A 15,434-nucleotide genomic window follows, 5' to 3' on the forward strand; every position below is an offset into this window, starting at 1 on the left:
GAGCGCATGCTGCTCGACGCGCTCGTGAAGCTGAAGGCCGTGGACGAGACGCTGTCGTTCCGCCGTTCGTGCCGCGAGGGCGTGTGCGGCTCGGACGCGATGAANATTAACGGCAAGAACGGTCTGGCGTGCCTGACGAACCTGAACGACCTGCCGCAGAAGATCGTGCTGCGTCCGNTGCCGGGGCTGCCGGTGGTGCGCGACCTGATCTGCGACTTCACGCAGTTCTTCAACCAGTATCACTCGATCAAGCCGTACCTGATCAACGACACGCCGCCGCCGGAGAAGGAGCGGTTGCAGTCGCCGGAGGAGCGCGACGAGCTCGACGGGCTGTACGAGTGCATTCTGTGCGCGAGCTGCTCGACGTCGTGCCCGAGCTTCTGGTGGAATCCGGACAAGTTCGTGGGTCCGGCGGGTTTGTTGCAGGCCTACCGGTTCATCGCGGACAGCCGCGATGAGGCGACCGGCGAGCGGCTCGATAACCTGGAAGACCCGTACCGCCTGTTCCGCTGCCACACGATCATGAACTGCGTCGACGTCTGTCCGAAGGGGCTGAACCCGACCAAGGCGATCGGCAAGATCAAGGAATTGATGGTGCGCCGCGCTGTCTAGATGAATAACCCCCGCGCTCGCTATCGTCCGCTGCCCCCGAAGGGGCGGTCAGTACGCTTGGGAGCGGCCCGGCACGTACTGACATGACCGATACATCGCATCAGTCCGACCCTCTCCGCCGCGCGCGTCTTCGCTGGCGCGCTCGGCGAGGCCTGCTGGAAAACGATCTGATCTTCGAACGTTTTTTCAGCCGATATGAGCATGACCTCAGCGATGCCGATGTGGGCGCACTTACGCGCCTGCTCGAGCTGAGCGATAACGACCTGATGGACTTGCTTCTCGCGCGCAAGGAACCGGAAGGCGAGCTTGCCGACCCGGATGTGATCCGGATCCTGGAGCTGCTGCGCAACGCTTGAGCGCCGCGAGTGCGTTGTTCCAGGCGTGCAATTATCGAAACCCTGTTTACATACTTCGATTGAGGATGTGCTATGACCCCGTCAGATGTTAAAGCCACGCTATCGTTCAGCGATAATTCGCCGAGCGTTGAAATGCCGATTTACAAGGGCACTCTCGGCCCGGACGTGATCGACATCCGCAAACTGTACGGCCAGACCGGCAAGTTCACGTACGACCCTGGCTTCATGTCGACGGCGGCGTGCAATTCGGCGATCACCTACATCGACGGCGACAAGGGCGAACTGCTGTACCGCGGCTACCCGATCGACAACCTCGCGGAAAACGCCGACTTTCTGGAAACGTGTTACCTGCTGCTGAAGGGCGAATTGCCCAACGTGCAGCAGAAGGCCGAGTTCGTGAAGACCGTGACGAATCACACGATGGTGCATGAGCAAATGCACTTCTTCTTCCGCGGTTTCCGTCGCGACGCGCACCCGATGGCGATTCTGGTCGCCGCAGTCGGCGCGCTGTCGGCGTTCTATCACGACTCGCTGGACATCAACAATCCGCGTCACCGTGAAGTGTCGGCCATCCGCATGATCGCGAAGCTGCCGACGCTGGTCGCGATGGCGTACAAGTACAGCATCGGCCAGCCGTTCGCGTACCCGCGCAACAACCTGTCGTACAGCGCGAACTTCATGCACATGATGTTCTCGAACCCGTGCGAAGACTACAAGGTCAACGACGTGCTGGTGCGCGCTCTGGACCGTATTCTGATCCTGCACGCGGATCACGAACAGAATGCATCGACGTCGACCGTGCGTCTCGCCGGTTCGTCGGGCGCGAATCCGTTCGCGTGTATCGCGGCCGGCATCGCCTGCCTGTGGGGCCCGGCGCACGGCGGTGCGAACGAAGCCGCGCTGAACATGCTGGAAGAAATCGGCTCGGTCGACAACATTCCTGAGTTCATCAAGCAGGTGAAGGACAAGAACTCGGGCGTGAAGCTGATGGGCTTCGGTCACCGTGTCTACAAGAACTACGATCCGCGCGCGAAGCTGATGCGCGAAACCTGTCACGAAGTGCTGAACGAACTGGGCCTGCACGACGACCCGCTGTTCAAGCTCGCGATGGCACTGGAAAAGATCGCGCTGGAAGACGAATACTTCGTGTCGCGCAAGCTGTACCCGAACGTCGACTTTTACTCGGGCATCGTGCAGCGCGCGCTGGGCATCCCGACGTCGATGTTCACGTGTATCTTTGCGATGGCTCGTACGGTCGGCTGGATTGCACAGTGGAACGAAATGATCGCCGATCCTGAACAGAAGATTGGCCGTCCGCGTCAGCTGTTTATCGGCGACACGCAACGTGAAGCGAAGCCGATCGCGCAACGCTGATCGGTTTTGATTCTGGCCGGTCTGTTGCGGTTGGTTTGCAGTGGACTAAGCGGAATTGAAGGCTTGAGAGAAAACGCCCCAACGGGTTTTACCGTTGGGGCGTTGTCGTTTGACGCGCGCCGCGTGCCGCCATCCGTTCCACGATCAAGGTCAGCGAGCCGACCAGTCCGCGAGGCCCGCCGTGGAGCGAGCGGGCCATTTCACTATCGCCACCGCAGGTGCGTCACCGGCGGCGATCAAGTCCGCCGGCGCACCAATCCATAAATGACCAGCAGGATGATCGCGCCAATTACCGACGCGATCCAGCCCGCCGGCTGGCCCGGTTGATACCAGCCGAGCGCACGCCCGATATAGCCCGCAATCAGTGAGCCGGCAATACCGAGAATGATGGTCATGATCAGCCCCATCTTGTCGTCGCCGGGCTTCACTGCGCGCGCAATCAAGCCGACGACGAGCCCCACGATGATCGTACCAATGAAGGAAAGCATGCTGACCTCCCAAGAGTGTGAGTACTACCGTTTTCATTAACTACGGGCTACTTCTCCACCGCGACGCTTTTCGGAGCATACGCTAGAGGCGCAAGTCAGTCCCCAAAGCGCGCCGGTTCGCGCGTCGAACGCTCGCGCAACAACTGCGCCTTAACGCAAAGCTTGCCGGGTAACACCAATACAGGTATCGACACTACCACCCAACCCTCTGTTTTATATCGCTTTTTCGATGACTGTGCGGCCCAAAGGACGACTTCGCGTGGCATAATCGACTGACACAGTCAGCCCCGCAGTCATTACTACACCGCATACCATGCCACAGACTCTCTACGACAAATTGTGGAACACACACGTGATCCACACGGAAGAAGACGGCACGACGATTCTGTATATCGACCGTCACCTGCTGCACGAAGTCACGAGCCCTCAGGCGTTCGAAGGTCTGAAGCTGGCTGAGCGTCCGGTGTGGCGCATCAGCGCGAATCTGGCTGTTTCGGACCACAACGTGCCGACCACGGACCGCAGCCACGGTATCGCCGACCCGGTTTCGAAGCTGCAGGTCGACACGCTCGATTCGAACTGCGACACCTACGGCATCACGCAGTTCAAGATGAACGATCTGCGCCAGGGCATCGTGCACATCATCGGGCCGGAGCAGGGCGCCACGCTGCCGGGCATGACGATCGTCTGCGGCGATTCGCACACGTCCACGCACGGCGCCTTTGGTGCGCTCGCGCATGGCATCGGCACGTCAGAAGTGGAACACGTGCTCGCCACGCAAACGCTCTTGCAGAAGAAGAGCAAGAACATGCTGGTGAAGGTCGAAGGCCCGCTGCCCCGCGGCTGCACGGCGAAAGACATCGTGCTCGCGATTATCGGCAAGATCGGCACGGCGGGCGGCACCGGCTACGCAATAGAATTCGGCGGCTCGACGATTCGCTCGTTGTCTATGGAAGGCCGCATGACGGTCTGTAACATGGCGATCGAAGCGGGCGCGCGAGCCGGTATGGTAGCGGTCGACGACACCACCATCGACTATCTGAAAGGCCGTCCGTTCTCGCCGGAAGGCGCGGAGTGGGATCACGCGGTCGAGTACTGGAAGCAGTTCAAGTCGGACGATGGCGCGCATTTCGACCGCGTCGTCGAACTCAACGCAGCTGAAATCGTGCCGCAAGTCACGTGGGGCACGTCGCCGGAAATGGTCACCGCCATCGACGGCCGCGTACCGGATCCCGAGCGTGAGAAAGACCCCGTCAAGCGCGACGCGATTGAGCGCGCACTCAAATACATGGCGCTCGAACCGAATGCGCCGATCGAGTCCATCAAGCCGGATAAAATCTTCATCGGGTCGTGTACCAACGCGCGCATTGAAGACATCCGCGCCGCGGCTTACGTCGTGAAGAAACTCGGCCGCCGCGTGGCGCCGAACATCCGTCTGGCTATGGTCGTACCCGGCTCCGGGCTGGTGAAAGCGCAGGCGGAACGTGAAGGCCTGGACAAGGTGTTCACGGACGCCGGTTTCGAATGGCGTGAGCCGGGTTGTTCGATGTGTCTCGCGATGAACGCCGACCGGCTGGATCCGGGCGAGCGTTGCGCGTCCACGTCGAATCGTAACTTCGAGGGTCGTCAGGGCGCCGGTGGCCGCACCCATCTCGTGAGCCCCGCAATGGCCGCAGCCGCGGCGATCGAAGGGCATTTCGTCGATATTCGCAAGCTGGGATAAATCGCATGATGAAGAACATGAATCGCACCGCTCTACTGCGCCGCTTCGCACTCGGTACTCTGGCTGGGCTGCTGCTCGGTCTGGCCGGGTGCAACACGGTGCACGGATTTGGGCAGGACATGTCGCACCTCGGCAATTCGATCAGCAATCACGCTGAAAAATAACCGGTTTTTGATTTTTGCCGGCGATGCAAGCGGCTTCCATGCCGCCATGCGCATCGCCGGTCCTGAAACAGGCGCAACGTCATGGATAAATTCATCGTACACACCGGCGTCGTGGCGCCGCTCGATCGCGAGAACGTCGACACGGACGCGATTATTCCCAAGCAATTCCTGAAGTCGATCAAGCGCACGGGTTTCGGCCCGAATGCGTTCGACGAGTGGCGTTACCTCGACCACGGCGAGCCCGGTCAGGACAATTCGAAGCGTCCGCTGAATCCGGATTTCGTTTTGAACCAGCCGCGTTATCAAGGCGCTTCGGTGCTGGTCGCGCGCAAGAATTTCGGCTGCGGCAGTTCGCGTGAGCACGCGCCGTGGGCGCTTCAGCAATACGGCTTTCGCGCGATCATCGCGCCGAGTTTCGCCGACATTTTCTATAACAACTGCTTCAAGAACGGCCTGCTGCCGATCGTGCTGACCGAACAGCAGGTCGACCATCTGTTCAACGAAACGTATGCGTTCAACGGCTTCCAGCTGACCATCGACCTCGAAGCGCAAGTCGTGCGCACGGCGGACGGCGGCACCGAGTATCCGTTCGAAGTCGCGGCATTCCGCAAGTACTGTCTGCTGAACGGCTTCGACGACATTGGCCTCACGCTGCGTCATGCGGAGAAGATTCGTCAGTACGAAGCCGAGCGTATTGCGAAGCAGCCGTGGCTTGCTCACCGCATCGTCGGCTAAGGCTCGCGCGCTTGAATGCCTGACGCGTGCATTGCTAATGCAGGCTCAAAGTCTCGAAGAATATTATTAAGGAATTCGCATGAAGATCGCAGTGTTGCCGGGCGACGGCATCGGTCCCGAAATCGTCAAAGAGGCCGTGAAAGTTCTGAACGTGCTCGGCGAAAAGTTCGAACTCGAAGAAGCGCCGGTTGGCGGCGCGGGCTACGAAGCGAAGGGTCATCCGCTGCCCGATTCCACGCTCGCGCTCGCGAAGGAGGCCGACGCGATCCTGTTCGGCGCCGTTGGCGACTGGAAGTACGACAAGCTCGAGCGCGCACTGCGCCCCGAGCAGGCCATTCTCGGTCTGCGCAAGCATCTGCAACTGTTTGCGAATTTCCGGCCGGCGATCTGCTATCCGCAACTGACCGGTGCGTCGTCACTGAAGGAAGAGATCGTTTCGGGTCTGGACATCCTGATCGTGCGCGAACTGAACGGCGACATCTACTTCGGTGCGCCGCGCGGCGTACGCGAAGCGCCGGACGGACTGTTCGCCGGTGCGAAGGAAGGCTTCGACACGATGCGTTATTCGGAGCCCGAAGTGCGCCGCATCGCGCACGTCGCGTTTCAGGCGGCGCAAAAGCGCGGTAAGAAGCTCACTTCGGTGGATAAAGCCAACGTGCTCGAAACGTCGCAGTTCTGGAAAGACGTGATCATCGACGTGTCGAAGGAATACGCGGACGTCGAGTTGTCGCACATGTACGTGGACAACGCGGCGATGCAACTGGTCAAGGCGCCGAAGTCGTTTGACGTGATTGTGACCGGCAACATGTTCGGCGACATTCTCTCCGACGAAGCCGCGATGCTCACGGGTTCGATCGGCATGCTGCCGTCGGCCTCGCTCGACAAGAACAACAAGGGCTTGTACGAGCCGTCGCACGGTTCAGCGCCGGATATCGCCGGCAAGGGCGTGGCGAATCCGCTGGCAACCATTTTGTCGGCTGCCATGATGCTGCGTTATTCGCTGAACAAGGCGGAGCAGGCGGATCGCATCGAAAATGCGGTGAAAAAGGTGCTCGAGCAGGGCTACCGAACCGGCGACATTCTCACGCCCGGTTGCAAGCAGGTCGGCACGGTCGCGATGGGCGACGCCGTTGTCGCGGCGATGTAATAGCCACTCGCGCCCGGATTGATTACCGGGCTGCGCGCCCGGCTTAGTGAAGCAGTCATCAGGTCGGCAAAAGACCTGTAATACGCGAATCGGCCTCGAAAATGGCCGATTCGCGCAATACGGACGGCAGCGACGGACAACGACGTCGCCGGATTCCGGTTTTCGTGTATATTGTAGCGATGGCACAGATAGCTCAAATCTCCTCGATTTCGAAACTGCACGGCAAAACGGCCCGTGTGGTTGAGCTCGCCATTACCACCGCGACATCCATTAAAACGATTACCCCGAAAACGATCACGAAACGCTGATCGTCCGTCGTGCCCGCTCATCTTCCCCGCGCGGTCACTGCGGGCAAAGATGCGGGGAAGTTTCCATTCGAAGGGTATGAAGTCATGAACGTAGGTCTCGTAGGTTGGCGCGGCATGGTCGGCAGCGTCCTGATGCAACGTATGCAACAGGAAGGCGATTTCGACTTGATCGAACCGGTGTTTTTCAGCACCAGCAACGCGGGCGGCAACGCGCCGTCGTTTGCCAAGAACGAGACCAAGCTCAAAGATGCGACAAGCATCGAAGACCTGAAGAAGTGCGAAGCCATCATCTCCTGCCAGGGCGGCGACTACACCAACGAAGTGTTCCCGAAGCTCCGGGCGGCCGGCTGGAACGGCTACTGGATCGACGCGGCTTCGTCGCTGCGCATGAAAGACGACGCGGTCATCATTCTCGATCCGGTCAACCTCGACGTGATCAAGAACGCGCTGGTCAAGGGGCAGAAGAATTTCATCGGCGGCAACTGCACGGTCAGTCTGATGTTGATGGCGCTGGGCGGCCTGTTCCGCGAAAACCTCGTCGACTGGATGACGGCCATGACGTATCAGGCCGCGTCGGGCGCGGGCGCGCAGAACATGCGCGAACTGCTTCAGCAAATGGGCACGCTGTACGGCGCGGCCAAGGAAGATTTGGCTGACCCTTCGTCGGCGATTCTGGATATCGACCGCCGTGTGTTGTCCGCGATGAACAGCGAGCGCATGCCGACAGACAACTTCGGCGTGCCGCTCGCCGGCTCGCTGATCCCTTGGATCGACAAGGATCTCGGCAACGGCATGTCGAAGGAAGAATGGAAGGGCGGCGCCGAAACCAACAAGATTCTCGGCAAGCCGGCCGCGGGCACTCCCGGTTCCATTCCGGTCGACGGCCTGTGCGTGCGAATCGGCGCAATGCGTTGCCATTCGCAGGCGCTGACCATCAAGCTGAACAAGGACGTGCCGCTGGACGAAGTGAACAGCATCCTCGCTTCCGGCAACGACTGGGTCAAGGTTGTGCCGAACGAGCGCGAAGCGTCGATGCGCGATTTGTCGCCGGCAGTCGTCACTGGAACGCTGACCGTGCCGGTCGGACGCGTTCGCAAGCTGGCGATGGGCGGCGAATATCTGTCGGCGTTTACGGTCGGCGACCAGCTGTTGTGGGGCGCGGCCGAACCGCTGCGCCGCATGCTTCGCATTGTGCTCGACAAGTAAAGTAAACTACGCGCTCACGACGCGTAGAAAACTCAAGAAGCGTCGCGCTTGCGCGGCGCTTTTTTCATTTGTGTGCTCCGATAATCTTGTCTTTTTATAACCGCAAAAAAGGGCCGCGCGCTGACGCGCCAGGAGTCCCGATGAATCTTCGACTCTCTTCCCTTCGGGCCATGTTTATGCGCCCAGATACCGGCCGCCTCGCGGCCGCGGCCGCTTTGGCGTTGATGTTGACGGGCGCCGGTTCGAGCAGCGCTATGGCCGCGCCCGGCGACGCCGCGAGCGCGCCTGACGGGACTTCGGCATCGGCATCAGTTTCGGGTTCCGCTCCTGCGTCCTCTGCGGCTGGCGGCCAATATACGGTTCGGCCGGGTCAGTCGCTGAACGACGTGGCGATTGCCGTCACCCAATCACACGATCGGGCCACGCTCGCACGCGCGGCCCGCGCTCTGTTTGACGCGAACCCGAACGCCTTCATGGGCCACGATCCGAGCCGGATGCGGTTGGGTGCCGTGCTGACCGTGCCGCCGCTTGACGCGTCCGGGGCAGTGGCTGCGTCTACAGCGGCATCGGCGCCGACGGCTGATAGTGGCTCGTCGTCGAATGCGGCAGTCGTAGCGGGCGTGAGCGGCGCCGCGCAGGGCAACGCGGCAGCAGCGAGTGCGGCAAGCGCAGAAAGCCCCGCTACGCAAGCTGCGACGCCGGCGATGCAAGGCGCGGCCAGCGCGGCAGCCGACACAAGCTCGGTTGGGTCAAGCGGCACGGTATCATCGGCGCCAGCAGCCGGTTCGCAGGCGGCTAGCGGCACACATGTGTGGGCCGGAGCGGTCCAGCCGTCGACGAGCGACGCGGCCTCGGGCGCGTCGCAGCCGCGCGCGCAAGTATCGAGCTTGCAGCAATTACTTGCGCTCAAGAATCGCGTATTGATGGAATTGCAGAAGCATGGCATCGGCGGGTCGGCCGCGGTGCAAGTCGCGCCGTCGGCAAGCGGTGCGCAAACGGCGGCGAGTGCGTCTGCTGCGGCTGTCGCGCCTGGTCATCCGGCCGCTGTAATGTCCAGTTCGAACGGACCAGGCATTTCGCAGACGAACCTCGCCGTAGGCGCGGCTGTCGGCGCGGCGCTGGTCGTGCTGCTGACTGCTTTGCGTCTTGGCCGGCGTAAGCGTGAACGGCTGGCCGAGGCGGAACAGGCTGCGTCGTCGGATGACGCGGCGCCGCCGCAGGCAACTGAGCCGCCAGATTCCGCTGCGGCTCGAGGCCAGGTAGCGCAGCGCGATGTGCCCGACTCTGACGCCGCCGCGCAGCATGCGGCTGCAATGGCTGCCGCTGAGCGTGAGGCTGCCGAGGGCGAAGCCGCCGCTCGTGAAATGTCCGAGCGCATCGCGGCCGAGCGCGAGGCGGAAATTCGGGCGGCGGCTGCGCGCGAAGTTGAAATGCATCAAGCGACACAGCGAGAAACGACGGAGCCGGAGGCCGCGCAACACTCAGCCGAACAAATTGCGGCCGGCAGTGAGGCCGCGGAACGCGCAGCGGCGGAAGAGGCCGCGACCGATCGGACTGGTGCGGATCTTACTGCGGCCGAGCAGGCAGCCGAAGCTGAACGGCTGATGGCAGAACGGCTGATGGCAGAACGGTCCGCAACGCGGGAAATCACTGCCGAGCAAGCAGCGGCGCGGAACATCCCGACCAAAGAGACGGCAACTCAGCAGCCTACGCCCGAACAAACTGCGACCGAACGCACCGCACTTAACGAGACTACACCGGCGCAGGCAACGCATGAGCCGGTGCGGCCAGCCGCCGAACGCTCGGCTACGGTACAACAGTCCGCCGCGCGTGAGCCATCGGCGGCGTTCTCAGCGCCGAACGCCGACCACCTGGCGCCCGAGCAACCCTCTGCGCCGGAACAAACGGACCTCGCGCCGGCCCAGCGCCACGAGAAACTGGACGATGCGACGACGGCCGCGAGCCTCGACGCCGCCGCCGAACTAGGCGCCGACGCTCTGCCGCGTGCGCCGCTCGAACCGCTCGAACTGCTCGAACCGCTCGATGAGGCATGGGAGCCGGAACCGCTGTCGCATCGTCTGCAATGGGACGACGAGCCGCTGCCGCCAGAGCCGATGGAGCCGCTGATCCCGTCCACTCCGGCTACAGCTGCCCAGGCAGACGGCGACCACATCGGCACGCCCGCGCATCCGGCAGTGTCCGACCATCCGCGTGTGCAAGCGCCGGCGGAATTCCCGCGCGACGCGCTGGATGCGTTCAGCAGTCTCAATATGGCCTTGCCGCCGCGCGTCGAGTCGGCCGCCGAAACCGTGCATGCCCCCGAATCGCTGAGCACTCAGCCGGTTGCGTCGCCGGAATCGACAGCGCGGCAAGCGGTTCCGCCGCCCGACGCCGAACAGGCGCCGCACACCGCCGATGAAATCGCTGCCGGGACCGCCGGCCGTGCCGCCGTGGCAGGTCTCGGCGCTGGCAGCCTGGGCACGGCAGGCTTCGGCGCGCTCAAGCTCGACTTCGACCTGGAGTTGCCGCCAAGCCCGGCCCAGCCGCTGCCGGCGTTCACGCCGGCCGACCTTGCCCGCATCGCTCGAAACAAGCTCGACCTGGCGGCCGAGTACATCGATCTGGGCGATCTTGCCGGCGCGCGCACGCTGATCAACGAAGTGATCGAAGCAAACGATCCGGCCACGCGCAACGATGCCCGCGCGTTGCTCTCGACGCTCGCTCCGTTGTCGTGAAGCGGGTTGCTCTAGGCGTCCAGTACGACGGTTCGGCGTTCTGCGGATGGCAGTCGCAGCCGCATGGCAACACGGTTCAGGACGAGCTTGAAAGGGCGTTGCGCGAATTCGCGCAGACGCCTGTGCATACCGTCGTCGCCGGTCGCACGGACACCGGCGTGCATGGGCTCGGCCAGGTGGTGCATTTCGACACGGAACTCGAACGGGCAGACATCTCGTGGATTCGCGGCACCAATGCGTTTTTGCCGAAGACGATTTCGGTGCAGTGGGCGAAGCCAATGCCCGATGCGTTTCACGCCCGGTTCTCGGCGTTCGAGCGCACCTATTACTATCTGCTGTACGTGCATCCGGTACGCTCGCCGATGCTGGCGGCGCGGGCGGGTTGGGTGCATACGCCGCTCGATATCGACCCGATGCGCGCTGCCGCGGCTCATTTGATCGGTGAACACGATTTTTCGGCGTTCCGGTCATCGCAATGTCAGTCAAAGACGCCGATCAAGCACCTGTATGGGATCGATATTCAGCGACAGGGCGACTTCATCCATTTCCGTTTCCGGGCAAACGCGTTTCTGCATCACATGGTGCGCAACCTGATGGGATGCCTCGTTTATATCGGCAAGGGACGTCGGCCCGTCGCGTGGATGGCTGAAGTGCTTGCGAGCTGCGACCGCGAACGGGCCGCGCCGACCTTCATGCCCGACGGGTTGTACCTCGCACAAGTGGGCTATCCTGAGCACTTCGCGGTGCCCGCGCCGCAGACCGGCAGCGTGCCGTGGAGCACCGTATGGAACGAGCAGGCACAAACATGAATTCGACTGAAGACCACGCAACCGGTAACCGCGCGACGGAAGCCGGCGCTACCGCGACACAGCAAGCCATTCCGCGGCGCACGCGCATCAAGCTGTGCGGCCTGTCCAAACCGGCCGACGTGAGCCACGCAATCGACCTCGGCGCCGACGCCATCGGTCTCGTGTTTTATCCACCGAGCCCACGCTCGGTGAGCGTCGCGCAAGCTGTCGAACTGGTGCAGCAAGTACCGCCGTTCATGTCGGTGGTCGGCCTGTTCGTGAACCCCACGTCGGATTGGGTACGCGAGGTGGTCAGCAACGTCGGGCTCTCGCTGTTGCAATTCCACGGTGATGAGACGGCGGATCAGTGCGAATCGCTCGCCAGCGTTGCGGGTTTGCCTTGGTTGCGCGCGCTGCGAGTTGCGGCGGATACTCAACCGGCCGATTTGGTAAAATCGGCTCTCAACTATTCAGCTGCCAACGGCTTTCTGTTCGACACCCATGTCGAAGGCTATGGCGGCGGCGGGAAGGTTTTCGATTGGTCACTTATTCCAGCAGAGCTCGCGCGTCGGGCCGTTTTGAGTGGTGGGTTGAACGCGCAAAACGTCAGTGATGCGATCCATCGTGTGCGCCCGTACGCGGTCGATGTCTCGAGCGGCATCGAAGTACCGGGCGCCAAGGGCGTGAAAGATCACGCCCGGATGGCGGCATTCGTACGCGCAGTGCGCGCGGCGGATGCCGGATGATTCCGCAGCGCGGCGCTCCAGCAGGACGCCGCGCGCCCGATAAGAGTGATCACCATGTATAACTTGCCTGACGAAAGAGGCCATTTCGGCCAGTTTGGCGGCGTGTTCGTCGCCGAAACGCTGGTTCACGCGCTCGACGAGCTGCGTGCCGCGTACGAGAAATTCCAGAAAGATCCAGAATTCGTCGCCGAATACGAGCGCGAGCTGAAGTATTTCGTCGGCCGCCCTTCGCCGATTTACCACGCGCAGCGGTGGAGTGAAATGCTCGGCGGCGCGCAGATTTTTCTCAAGCGCGAAGACTTGAATCACACCGGCGCGCACAAGATCAATAACGTGATTGGCCAGGCGCTGCTGGCTAAGCGCATGGGCAAGCCGCGCGTGATTGCCGAAACCGGCGCGGGTCAGCACGGCGTCGCGACGGCCACTATTGCCGCGCGTTTCGGTATGGAATGCGTGGTCTACATGGGTGCTGAAGACGTGCGCCGCCAAGCCGCGAACGTCTACCGGATGAAGCTGCTCGGCGCGACGGTCGTGCCGGTGGAGTCAGGCTCGCGCACGCTGAAGGACGCGCTGAACGAAGCCATGCGCGACTGGGTGACGAACGTCGAAAACACGTTCTACATCATCGGCACGGTAGCGGGGCCGCATCCTTATCCGATGATGGTGCGGGACTTCCAGCGCGTGATCGGCGACGAATGCAAGGTGCAGATGCCGGAATTGATCGGGCGCCAGCCGGACGCTGTAATCGCGTGCGTTGGCGGAGGTTCGAACGCAATGGGCATTTTTTACCCCTATATCGACGACACGGCGGTGCAGCTTATCGGCGTGGAAGCTGCGGGCGACGGTATCGAGTCTGGCCGTCACGCGGCCTCGCTGATCGGCGGCAGTCCGGGCGTGCTGCACGGCAACCGCACGTACCTGCTTCAAGACGAGAACGGCCAGATCATCGAGACGCATTCAATATCGGCGGGTCTGGACTATCCGGGCGTCGGCCCCGAACACGCGTGGCTAAAAGAGATCAACCGCGCGCAATACGTTGGCATCACCGACGAAGAAGCGCTCAGGGCGTTCCACGACTGCTGCCGCATCGAGGGCATCATTCCGGCGCTGGAGTCGAGTCACGCGCTGGCCTACGCGATGAAGCTCGCGCCGACGCTGCCCAAGGACAAGCACCTTCTGGTGAACCTGTCGGGCCGCGGCGACAAGGACATGCACACGGTCGCAGAGCGATCGGGCATCCAGTTCTGAGCGCCGCAACGATGCGTGACGAGTTCGACGAGCCACAGCCGGCGACCACCGAAATAACGCCGGCCGGCGAGCTTGTGGCGCCCGAGGCGCCTGCGTTGCTGTTGCCGCGGGTGCCCGCGGGCATCCAGTTGTTGAACCGCGATTTTTTGACCGATGTAGCGAATATTCCCGACGGGTCGATCGACTTGATCCTGTGCGACCCGCCGTACGGGCTTGGCAAGGATTATGGCAACGACTCCGATATGCGTAGCGGCGACGATTTTCTCGCCTGGACGCGTGGCTGGCTCGAGCTTGCCATTCCGAAGCTCAAGCCGTCGGGCTCGCTGTATATCTTCTGCACCTGGCAGTACGCGCCGGAAATCTTCAGCTTTTTGAAGACAAAGCTCACGATGATCAACGAAATCATCTGGGACCGCCGTGTGCCGAGCATGGGCGGAACGGTGCGCCGTTTTACGTCGGTGCATGACAACATTGGCTTTTTCGCGGTGTCGAAGGATTATTACTTCGATCTCGATCCAGTCCGCATCCCGTACGATGCCGTCACGAAGAAGGCGCGTTCGCGTAAATTGTTCGAGGGCAGTAAGTGGCTGGAGCTTGGCTATAATCCGAAGGACGTCTGGTCTGTATCGAGGCTGCACCGGCAACACGCCGAACGCGTCGATCATCCCACGCAGAAGCCTTTGGAAATCGTTGAGCGGATGGTGTTGGCCAGCTGTCCGAAAGGCGGCCGCGTCCTCGACCCTTTCATGGGCAGCGGCACTACCGCAGTCGCTTGCGCCCGCCAACAGCGCGAATTCGTCGGCTATGAAATCAATGAAAGTTACTGCGCGATAGCGCGCGAACGCGTCAGCGCCGCTGCTGCCGCGCCCGCACCGCGTCGGCCCGCCAAAGCCAAAGCTCAACGGCAAACCGAAGTGCAATGACGCAACGCGCCGAGCGCCCAGCGCAGTAGCTCAATCGAGACCAATTCCATGTCCCGTATCAAGAACACATTCGCCGTGCTGTCCGAGCAAGGCAAAAAAGGCCTGATTCCTTTCATGACGGCCGGTGACCCGGACCCGGCGCGCACGGTCGAATTCATGCACGCCCTCGCCGCAGGCGGTGCCGATGTCATCGAACTCGGCGTGCCATTTTCGGACCCTATGGCCGATGGCCCGGTCATCCAGCAATCGTCCGAGCGCGCGCTTGCTCATGGCGTGTCGCTGCGCCACGTAATCGCCGACGTCAAGCGCTTCCGCGAAACCAACGACACGACGCCGGTCGTGCTGATGGGCTACGCCAACCCGATCGAACGGATGGGCGCCGAAGCCTTCGCGAAGGCGGCGAAGGAAGCGGGCGTCGACGGCGTATTGGTGGTCGACTATCCGCCCGAAGAATGCGCTAACTTCGCCGAAAAAATGCGCTCCGCGGGCATCGACCCGATCTTCCTGCTAGCGCCCACGTCAACCGACGAACGTATCGCGGAAGTGGGCAAAATCGCGAGCGGCTACGTCTACTACGTCTCTTTGAAAGGCGTGACCGGAGCGGCAAATCTGGACGTTTCCAGCATCGCGAGTAAAATCCCGGCGATCAAGTCGCGCGTGCCCCTGCCGGTGGGCGTCGGTTTTGGCATTCGTGACGCGCAAACGGCGCGTCTCGTCGCCGAAGTATCCGATGCCGTGGTGATCGGCAGCCGTATCGTGCAATTGCTCGAGCAGACGGCCCCCGAAGCCGCCGCCGCGACGCTCACGCGCTTCGTCGCCGAGGTGCGCGAGGCGCTAGATAGCGTCGCGACTGCCCGATAACAAGTAATTTTGTCGTCTGT

16 protein-coding genes are annotated in these 15,434 nt (G+C 62.1%); 15 read left to right on the plus strand and 1 reads right to left on the minus strand.

The features are described from left to right. The 3 genes from F759_RS0129360 to gltA all read left to right on the plus strand — a co-directional run. Positions 1-612: succinate dehydrogenase iron-sulfur subunit (locus tag F759_RS0129360; protein WP_027802955.1), on the plus strand; the 612-nt coding region annotated here is incomplete at its 5' end. Between the two features lie 83 nt (positions 613-695). Next, positions 696-968, plus strand: coding sequence for an FAD assembly factor SdhE (locus tag F759_RS0129365; protein WP_027803003.1), 273 nt, complete (start codon positions 696-698; stop codon positions 966-968). A 72-nt stretch (positions 969-1,040) separates the two neighbouring features. Beyond that, on the plus strand, positions 1,041-2,342 hold the full coding sequence (gene gltA, locus F759_RS0129370) for a citrate synthase (protein ID WP_027803004.1): 1,302 nt from the start codon (positions 1,041-1,043) through the stop codon (positions 2,340-2,342). Positions 2,343-2,578: 236 nt separating this feature from the next. On the opposite strand, the gene F759_RS0129375 is transcribed toward gltA, so the two are convergent. Further along, positions 2,579-2,830 (minus strand): GlsB/YeaQ/YmgE family stress response membrane protein, encoded by a 252-nt coding sequence (locus F759_RS0129375; RefSeq protein WP_027803005.1) that lies wholly within the window; start codon positions 2,828-2,830, stop codon positions 2,579-2,581. Between the two features lie 313 nt (positions 2,831-3,143). Between F759_RS0129375 and leuC the strand changes: the two genes are divergently transcribed. The 12 genes from leuC to trpA all read left to right on the plus strand — a co-directional run bounded on the left by leuC (position 3,144) and on the right by trpA (position 15,414). Then, entirely contained in the window at positions 3,144-4,553 is a 1,410-nt protein-coding gene (leuC, locus tag F759_RS0129380; protein ID WP_027803006.1) for a 3-isopropylmalate dehydratase large subunit, read from the plus strand. 5 nt (positions 4,554-4,558) lie between these two features. Further along, positions 4,559-4,717, plus strand: coding sequence for an entericidin A/B family lipoprotein (locus F759_RS0129385; RefSeq protein WP_027803007.1), 159 nt, complete (start codon positions 4,559-4,561; stop codon positions 4,715-4,717). Between the two features lie 81 nt (positions 4,718-4,798). Then, a complete protein-coding gene (leuD, locus tag F759_RS0129390) occupies positions 4,799-5,452 on the plus strand; it encodes a 3-isopropylmalate dehydratase small subunit (protein WP_027803008.1) in 654 nt (217 codons plus the stop codon). 79 nt (positions 5,453-5,531) lie between these two features. After that, the gene (gene leuB, locus F759_RS0129395) at positions 5,532-6,599 is read left to right on the plus strand and encodes a 3-isopropylmalate dehydrogenase (RefSeq protein ID WP_027803009.1); all 1,068 of its coding nucleotides are present in this window, start codon (positions 5,532-5,534) and stop codon (positions 6,597-6,599) included. Positions 6,600-6,700: 101 nt separating this feature from the next. Next, the gene (locus tag F759_RS43450; RefSeq protein ID WP_036025521.1) at positions 6,701-6,907 is read left to right on the plus strand and encodes a hypothetical protein; all 207 of its coding nucleotides are present in this window, start codon (positions 6,701-6,703) and stop codon (positions 6,905-6,907) included. Positions 6,908-6,991: 84 nt separating this feature from the next. Then, positions 6,992-8,113 (plus strand): aspartate-semialdehyde dehydrogenase, encoded by a 1,122-nt coding sequence (gene asd / locus F759_RS0129405; RefSeq protein ID WP_027803010.1) that lies wholly within the window; start codon positions 6,992-6,994, stop codon positions 8,111-8,113. A gap of 140 nt (positions 8,114-8,253) precedes the next feature. Further along, positions 8,254-10,848, plus strand: coding sequence for a FimV/HubP family polar landmark protein (locus F759_RS0129410; RefSeq protein WP_027803011.1), 2,595 nt, complete (start codon positions 8,254-8,256; stop codon positions 10,846-10,848). Next, positions 10,845-11,657 carry a tRNA pseudouridine(38-40) synthase TruA gene (gene truA / locus F759_RS0129415; protein ID WP_027803012.1) on the plus strand — a complete coding sequence of 271 codons (813 nt, stop codon included), beginning with the start codon at positions 10,845-10,847 and terminating at the stop codon, positions 11,655-11,657. The genes F759_RS0129410 and truA overlap by 4 nt, the downstream gene beginning before the upstream one ends. Then, positions 11,633-12,382, plus strand: coding sequence for a phosphoribosylanthranilate isomerase (locus tag F759_RS0129420; RefSeq protein ID WP_036025523.1), 750 nt, complete (start codon positions 11,633-11,635; stop codon positions 12,380-12,382). Before truA ends, F759_RS0129420 begins: the two co-directional genes overlap by 25 nt. Before the next feature lie 54 nt (positions 12,383-12,436). Continuing rightward, the gene (trpB, locus tag F759_RS0129425; protein WP_027803014.1) at positions 12,437-13,630 is read left to right on the plus strand and encodes a tryptophan synthase subunit beta; all 1,194 of its coding nucleotides are present in this window, start codon (positions 12,437-12,439) and stop codon (positions 13,628-13,630) included. A gap of 11 nt (positions 13,631-13,641) precedes the next feature. Then, on the plus strand, positions 13,642-14,553 hold the full coding sequence (locus tag F759_RS0129430) for a DNA-methyltransferase (RefSeq protein ID WP_027803015.1): 912 nt from the start codon (positions 13,642-13,644) through the stop codon (positions 14,551-14,553). Positions 14,554-14,601: 48 nt separating this feature from the next. Further along, complete coding sequence (gene trpA, locus F759_RS0129435; RefSeq protein WP_027803016.1) at positions 14,602-15,414, plus strand: tryptophan synthase subunit alpha; 813 nt, start codon at positions 14,602-14,604, stop codon at positions 15,412-15,414. Positions 15,415-15,434: the final 20 nt, after the last annotated feature.

It is taken from the genome of Paraburkholderia dilworthii, from assembly GCF_000472525.1.
Lineage (GTDB): Bacteria > Pseudomonadota > Gammaproteobacteria > Burkholderiales > Burkholderiaceae > Paraburkholderia > Paraburkholderia dilworthii.

Excerpts from the sequence above, each read along its gene's own strand:
- F759_RS0129365 (WP_027803003.1), top strand. The coding sequence starts at position 696 with ATGACCGATACATCGCATCAGTCCGACCCTCTCCGCCGCGCGCGTCTT.
- gltA (WP_027803004.1), top strand. The coding sequence starts at position 1,041 with ATGACCCCGTCAGATGTTAAAGCCACGCTATCGTTCAGCGATAATTCG.
- F759_RS0129375 (WP_027803005.1), bottom strand. The coding sequence starts at position 2,830 with ATGCTTTCCTTCATTGGTACGATCATCGTGGGGCTCGTCGTCGGCTTG.
- leuC (WP_027803006.1), top strand. The coding sequence starts at position 3,144 with ATGCCACAGACTCTCTACGACAAATTGTGGAACACACACGTGATCCAC.
- F759_RS0129385 (WP_027803007.1), top strand. The coding sequence starts at position 4,559 with ATGATGAAGAACATGAATCGCACCGCTCTACTGCGCCGCTTCGCACTC.
- leuD (WP_027803008.1), top strand. The coding sequence starts at position 4,799 with ATGGATAAATTCATCGTACACACCGGCGTCGTGGCGCCGCTCGATCGC.
- leuB (WP_027803009.1), top strand. The coding sequence starts at position 5,532 with ATGAAGATCGCAGTGTTGCCGGGCGACGGCATCGGTCCCGAAATCGTC.
- F759_RS43450 (WP_036025521.1), top strand. The coding sequence starts at position 6,701 with ATGGCCGATTCGCGCAATACGGACGGCAGCGACGGACAACGACGTCGC.
- asd (WP_027803010.1), top strand. The coding sequence starts at position 6,992 with ATGAACGTAGGTCTCGTAGGTTGGCGCGGCATGGTCGGCAGCGTCCTG.
- F759_RS0129410 (WP_027803011.1), top strand. The coding sequence starts at position 8,254 with ATGAATCTTCGACTCTCTTCCCTTCGGGCCATGTTTATGCGCCCAGAT.
- F759_RS0129420 (WP_036025523.1), top strand. The coding sequence starts at position 11,633 with ATGGAACGAGCAGGCACAAACATGAATTCGACTGAAGACCACGCAACC.
- trpB (WP_027803014.1), top strand. The coding sequence starts at position 12,437 with ATGTATAACTTGCCTGACGAAAGAGGCCATTTCGGCCAGTTTGGCGGC.
- F759_RS0129430 (WP_027803015.1), top strand. The coding sequence starts at position 13,642 with ATGCGTGACGAGTTCGACGAGCCACAGCCGGCGACCACCGAAATAACG.
- trpA (WP_027803016.1), top strand. The coding sequence starts at position 14,602 with ATGTCCCGTATCAAGAACACATTCGCCGTGCTGTCCGAGCAAGGCAAA.